The sequence below is a fragment of the Patiriisocius marinus genome (assembly GCF_008974325.1).
Taxonomy (GTDB): Bacteria; Bacteroidota; Bacteroidia; order Flavobacteriales; family Flavobacteriaceae; genus Patiriisocius; species Patiriisocius marinus.
Map to the genome: position 1 here is coordinate 1 of NZ_BKCG01000016.1, position 7,318 is coordinate 7,318.

3 protein-coding genes and 1 pseudogene are annotated in these 7,318 nt (G+C 31.4%); all 4 read left to right on the forward strand.

What is annotated here, in order from left to right; all coding sequences use genetic code 11:
* Positions 1–876 precede the first annotated feature (876 nt).
* Positions 877–2,442: pseudogene (locus tag GBH57_RS15785) on the forward strand (type I restriction-modification system subunit M); the annotation flags it as partial.
* Positions 2,443–2,487: 45 nt separating this feature from the next.
* Entirely contained in the window at positions 2,488–3,150 is a 663-nt protein-coding gene (locus tag GBH57_RS16275; RefSeq protein WP_235904735.1) for a restriction endonuclease subunit S, read from the forward strand.
* Positions 3,147–6,002, forward strand: a complete 2,856-nt coding sequence (locus GBH57_RS15790) for a type I restriction endonuclease subunit R (RefSeq protein ID WP_151675471.1) — start codon at positions 3,147–3,149, stop codon at positions 6,000–6,002. Before GBH57_RS16275 ends, GBH57_RS15790 begins: the two co-directional genes overlap by 4 nt.
* A gap of 340 nt (positions 6,003–6,342) precedes the next feature.
* Entirely contained in the window at positions 6,343–6,993 is a 651-nt protein-coding gene (locus GBH57_RS15795) for a hypothetical protein (protein WP_151675472.1), read from the forward strand.
* The last annotated feature ends 325 nt before the right edge of the window (positions 6,994–7,318 follow it).

Below are 7,318 nucleotides of genomic sequence, written 5' to 3' on the forward strand. Positions count from 1 at the left end.
AAGAGAGCGGATTATCAATGTTGTCGAAGTCTAAGCTTCACCGTATATAGTAACCTTAATGCGCTCTTTTGTTCTTTCTGATTAATAATTAAAACTACCTATTTTAATAGAAATCAAACTTAAGACGAATTGATTGCGGAAATTTTCAGAGACGACACAGAAAAAAGTAGAACAATTCGAATTTTTAAAGAAAATATTTCACTTGAATTAATGGAGGAATGCATTCAGACCTTTAAAAAAGAAATCCCTTGGGAATTTATAGAATATGACGAAACCGACTAAAATATTATTGTCAATTCCATCGATTGTCGGAATTGTTTATATGTTCACCTTTTTGAGTGTTGATTTTTTCAAATGGATTACGAATAATGTTGTCGGATTTGAATATCAAGCACCAATTGTTAACGGACTGATTTTAATACAAATCGGATATCTGATTTATCGACTTTGGAATTATAAAAATGTGGAGAAAAAAACAAAAACTGAATGGACTTGGCTTTTAATAATATTCAATTTCATTTCAAGTTTATTCTTCATTTGGAAAAAAGATGCTGAATTAAATAAAATGAATAAAAATACTGTGCCCAACAATGTATAAAAATAATGCTAAATTAGTTGCTTAATCAAAGGTTAGTGCAATTTTGTTACGTCTGATTTTCCTTCGGAAAATCCTCGCACACAAAACCGCACTATTCTTATACGTAACCGTTAGGTGCAAGCTGAAAAAAAAGCCAGCCGCACAAATTGCACATTTGGTTTTTGCCAACGCTCAAAGCCAAAACACAAAAAACCAAAAGAGCAATTTCTTGTCAACGCTCGACCGAAATCGCAATGAAAAATGTACATTGTGAACTTAAAAAAAATAGATTAAAATAAATGAGTGACGACCAAAAAAAACAACTCGAACAACAACTGTGGAATATAGCGAATACGCTAAGAGGAAAAATGAATGCGGACGAGTTTCGAGATTATATTTTAGGTTTCATTTTCTACAAATATCTATCTGAAAAAATGAATATTTATGCCAATAATATTCTAAAACCAGACGGAATACTGTTTGCTGACATAAAAGAAAATACCGAAAACGGAAAAGAATACATTGAAGCCATAAAAGAAGAAGCAGTTGAAAAACTAGGTTATTTCTTAAAACCAAGCGAACTATTTAGCCAAGTAGCAAAAAGAGGAAATAGTGATGTAGAAGGCATTTCTAATTTCATATTAGAAGATTTACAAAAAATTCTGACCAATATCCAACTCACAACAATGGGAACGGAAAGTGAAGAAGATTTTGACAACCTGTTTGAGGATATGGACTTAAACTCTACCAAACTAGGGAAATCGCCAGAAGCAAGAAATGAAATTATTGCAAAAGTGCTATCGCACTTAGACAAAATTGACTTCAAATTAGAAAATACAGAAATTGACGTTTTAGGAGATGCCTACGAATACTTAATTGGACAATTTGCAAGTGGAGCAGGAAAAAAAGCAGGAGAATTTTACACACCGCAAGAAGTAAGTACCGTTTTAGCCAAATTGGTTACCACAGGAAAAACCAAACTAAAATCGGTTTATGACCCAACTTGCGGTTCGGGTTCACTTTTATTGCGTGTGGCTAAAGAAGTAGAAAGCGTAACCAACTTTTACGGACAAGAACTAAACCGTACTACCTACAACTTGGCGAGAATGAATATGATATTACACGATATTCATTACCGAAAATTTGATATAAAACAAGAAGATACTTTAGAACATCCACAACATATTGACGAACGTTTTGAAGCCATTGTAGCCAATCCACCATTTTCAGCAGATTGGTCAGCCAATCCACTTTTTACAAGTGATGATAGATTTAGCCAATATGGTAGATTAGCGCCAAAGTCTAAAGCTGATTATGCTTTTGTGCAACATATGATTCACCATTTGGCAGAAAACGGAACAATGGCGATAGTTCTACCTCACGGAGTTCTTTATAGAGGAAATGCTGAACTTTCTATAAGACAGTATCTAATTGAAGATAGAAATTACTTAGATGCAGTAATAAGTTTACCAGCAAACTTATTTTACGGAACAGCTATACCAACTTGTATTTTAATCTTTAAAAAATGTAGGGAAAACCCAGACACTATTTTATTTATAGACGCAAGTGATGATTATGATAAAGCAGTAAAGCAAAATATCTTACGAGATAAGGATATCGAGAAAATTATTTCAACTTATCAAAATAGAACTGAAATAAAAAAATATAGTAGAAATATATCTCTAAAAGAAATTAGTGAAAATCAATTCAATTTGAATTTCCCACGTTACATTGATAAATTCAAAAGAAATGCAAATATTGACTTGAGTTATATTTCTAGTTTTTTAAGTCAAATAAACAATCAGTCGATAGAAATTGAAAAACAAATTGATATTTTTTGTGATGAATTAAATATTCCTACCCCTATCGGAAACAATATGGAATTACTTTCTCTTTTTAGAGAAGGTGTAATGCAAAAAATATTCAATAAATCAATTGGGTTTAAAAAACACAATGGAGATAAATTTCAAAATTGGAAAAAAACTTGTCTTGGAGATATTTTTAATTATCATTCAACTAATTCCTTTTCAAGAGAAAAACTTAATTATGAAAATGGTGATGTGAAAAATATACATTATGGAGACATTCATACAAAATTTCATTCTCATTTTGATATTGATAAAGAAAATGTACCGTTTGTAAATCCTATAATAAATTTAGATAAAATTTCAGAAGAAAAATATTGTAAGGTAGGCGATATTATTATAGCTGATGCTTCTGAAGATTATGCAGACATTGGTAAATGTATAGAGATAATTAATATTGATAATCAAAAAGTAATTGCAGGATTACATACAATTCTTGCTAGACCTGATAAAACCCAAGTAGAACTTGGTTTTTTGGGATTTCTAATGAAATCTGATAAAGTAAAATATCAAATTATGAGGTTTGCACAAGGTACTAAAGTCTTAGGTATCTCATCTAAAAGAATTTCTGAAATTGAAGTTGAATTACCATCAAACGAAGAGCAAAAAAAGATTGTTTCTTTTTTAACCGCAATTGATAATAAAATAAATTTCAACAATTCTCATATTGAAGCGATAGAAGAATATAGAAAAAGCTTGATAATATGAGTAAACAGCCAGAACAAGTTTTAGAAAATCAGTTAGTAGCTCAACTTCAAAAGTTGAAGTACGAAAAAATAGTAATTAAAGATGAAAACGCCTTAACTGCCAACTTAAAAAAACAGTTAGAAAAACACAATAATATTACGTTTTCTGAAAATGAATTTGAGCGTGTTTTAAACATACTAAGCAAAGGTTCAGTTTTTGAAAAAGCCAAAACACTACGTGAAAAACAACATATAGAACGCGATAATGGCGACAACCTTTATTTTGAGTTCTTGAATACAGACTTTTGGTGTCAAAACCAGTTTCAAGTAACACATCAAGTTACTATAGAAGGTAGTTACAAAAACCGCTATGATGTTACTTTGCTAATTAATGGTTTGCCATTGGTGCAAATAGAACTAAAGCGTAGAGGCTTAGAAATGAAAGAAGCCTTTAACCAAATAAACCGTTATCAAAGACATTCGTTTGGTGCAAAATCGGCTTTGTTTCAATATGTTCAAATATTCATCATCAGCAATGGTGTAAATACAAAGTATTATGCCAACAACAGACACCAATCATTCAAACAAACCTTTTATTGGACAGACAAAGAAAACAAACGTCAAACCAATATTTTAAACGGTTTTACTAGCGATTTTTTAGAGCCTTGTCATATTTCAAAAATGATAAGCAAGTACATTGTACTTAACGAAACGCATAAAATTTTAATGGTACTTAGACCGTATCAATTTTATGCAGTAGAAACCTTAGTAAATCAAGTAGAAAACTCAAATAACAACGCATATATTTGGCACACCACAGGTTCGGGTAAAACACTAACTTCTTTTAAGGCAAGTCAGATAATAATGAATATGCCACAGGTTAAAAAAGTAGTATTTGTGGTAGATAGAAAAGATTTAGATTATCAAACCACTAAAGAGTTTAACAGTTTTAGCAAAGGCTGTATTGATGGTACAGACAATACAAAGTCATTAGTCAAACAATTTGGAGACGATACAAAACTAATTGTAACTACCATTCAAAAACTAAATACAGCAATAAGCAAAGCCAAGTATTTATCTAAAATGGAGGCTTTACAAGACGAGCGAATTGTATTCATTTTTGATGAGTGTCACCGTTCGCAATTTGGCGAAACCCACAATAGAATAAAAGCCTTTTTTCATAACAACCAAATGTTTGGTTTTACAGGAACACCCATTTTTAAAGACAATGCGGTAAAAAATGAATTAGGAAAAAGAACCACAAAAGAACTTTTTGGCGAGTGTTTACATAAATATGTGATTACAGATGCCATAAAAGATGAAAATGTACTCAAATTCTCAGTAGAATATGTGGGTAAATACAAACGAAAAGAATCGGCAACAGAAATAGATATTGAAGTAGAATCTATTGACACTAGAGAGCTAATGGATAGTGAAGCTCGTTTAGAAAAAATTACCGATTACATTATTGCTAATCATAACCGTAAAACACATCAAAAAGAATTTACAGGAATGTTTGCTGTAAGTGGGGTGAAAAATTTGATAAAGTATTACGATTTATTTCAGAAGAAGAAACTAGAAGGTAAGCACAATTTAAAAATTGCCACCATTTTTAGTTATGTAGCAAACGAAGAAGATGCAGATGCCAATGGTTTTATTCCAGAAGAAGTTTCGGTAGTAGAAGAAGCACCTGCTTTGTATGGAATGAATGTACACAGTAGAGAAAAATTAGACGAATATATTGTGGACTACAACACAATGTTTGGCACTAAGTTTTCTACAAAAGACAGTCAGTCGTTTTACAATTATTACAACGATATATCCAAGAAAGTAAAAGAACGAAAAGTTGATATTTTATTGGTAGTCAATATGTTTTTAACAGGTTTTGACAGTCCGCCATTAAATACTTTATATGTAGATAAGAATTTAAAATATCACGGTTTAATTCAAGCATATTCAAGAACCAACAGAATACTAAACGAACAAAAATCACAAGGAAATATTGTTGTTTTTAGAAATCTGAAAAAGGCAACAGATGAAGCCATAACCTTGTTTAGTAATAAAGAAGCAATTGAAGTAATCATTATGAAACCGTATGATGATTATGTTCAGAAATTCAATGATTCCTATGACGAATTAATTAAAATTACACCAGACGTAGATAGTGTAAACGATTTATTTTCAGAAGATGATGAATTGGCATTTATTAAGGCTTTTCGTCAATTAATGCGTGTTAGGAATATTCTAAATGCTTTTTCAGATTTTGAGTGGGAAGATTTAGAAATGGACGAGCAACTTTTTGAAGATTACAAAAGCAAGTATTTGGATTTGTGGCAAAAAGTAAAAAGCGATACCGAAAAAGAAAAAGTTTCAATATTAGAAGATGTAGATTTTGAATTAGAGTTAATCCACAGAGACGAAATCAATGTAAATTACATTATTCAGTTATTGATTAAACTTAAATCTGACACTCAAAAAGACGCAACCAAAACCGAACAAGAAATTTCTAACTTACTGAATACAGAAGTTAATTTAAGAAGTAAACGAGAATTAATACAGCGTTTTATAGAAGAAAGTTTACCGACTATTGAAGATACAGATGACATTCCAGAAGCGTTTGAGGTGTATTGGAATGAAGAGCAAAAGAAAGCGTTTAAGAAACTAACGACAGAAGAAAACCTATCGGAAGAGAAAACGCAAAAACTGATAGAAAACTATCTGTATGCGGAACGTGAACCTTTGAGAGATGAAGTGTTGGATTTAATTGAAGGCGAAAAACCGTCTGTGTTAAAACGAAAGAAATTAGGAGATAAAATATTAAAACAGATTGTTGAATTTGTTGAGACATTTATAAACGGAATAACAGGAAACTAAGTGAATGAATAGCCAACGCACAAAGCCATACACATTGCCAAGTCGCTCAAAAGCCAACCGCTAAAGCCAAAACTTGTCAAAGAGTATGTCTTCTGCCAACGCTAGCAAGTTTGCGGAAAGAAAAGCCAGACACCTAACAATGTATATAAAAAATAGGGCGATAAGTGCTAAATCAAAGGCTTGTGTTTGTTTGCAAAGTCCGCCATATTTTTAATATGTATTTTAGTAAAAAGATAAAAATAAAATGAAAAATATGGCTAAGTGCAAGACCGAAAGTAAGTGCTTATCAACTGCCCTACTTTTCATATACACAACCGTTGTGCAACATTAGAAAAAACCATTGAGAAAAATTTTAAAATACATCGGATTAATAATTTTCATCTTTTCTTTTACTTGTTGTGAAAGCGAAACAGAATTTAAAAAAATCGAATTTGATAGGTCTATCGATGTTATTGAAAACATCGGTAGAAATTTAAACCCTGATGAAAAATATGAATATTGGGCTTTATTAAGAGCAAACGATGGCGGACACGAACACGTAGACGTTATAAATGAATTTGGAAATCTGAATAAACGTAAACTGATTGATTTAACTTACAGTCAAGACGGATTTTTAAAACGCGGCCATCATTCCACTTCTACATATTATATTTTGGCGGTTAAAGACAATAAGGTATTTAAAATTGAAGACACTCAAAATTTGTTGTTATTTTTAGATGGCATTGATACAATGGAAGAAGCTTTGTTAATTACCCAAATGAATGAGTTTGGAATTGATGATTGTTTTATAGAAGGTGGAGCCTATCGGAAAACAAATAACCGATATGAATTTCAATTAATGAGGTCTAATCACGGCAATACAAGTATAATTGATTTAGGCTCGTATGCGTTAATTCAACATTTAGTTTTCGTAGAAAAAAATGGAAAATTAAGTTCAAAATCTGGCGGAATATATTGCAAAGGAAAAAAAGAATGCATTGATTGTGAATAGAGTAACGTTGCACAACAAAGTATATAAGCAATACGGGAGTTTTTGCTTAATTAAAAGTTAGGGTATATTTGGGAGACCGCCGAATTTTAACAAATTCGACTTATTCCTAAAAAAATTAATAATCGAAATTTGTAAAAATCAGCTCGTGCTCGACCGAAAGGCTGTCGCCTTTCTTCATTCGCACTGCTCATATACAAATCCGTTGTGGTAAATAAAAAAAACAACGGTTAAGAAATGGGTTGACCTCCCAAATAGTCAAATGTGAAAGATGCTAAGACTTTAAAAAGTATACGAGTTGACCGAAAATCAAAAGAGTAGGAAATTT

Bases quoted from the DNA above. Each gene is read 5' to 3' on its own strand.
- GBH57_RS15790 (WP_151675471.1), top strand. From the start codon at position 3,147: ATGAGTAAACAGCCAGAACAAGTTTTAGAAAATCAGTTAGTAGCTCAA.
- GBH57_RS16275 (WP_235904735.1), top strand. From the start codon at position 2,488: ATGCAAAAAATATTCAATAAATCAATTGGGTTTAAAAAACACAATGGA.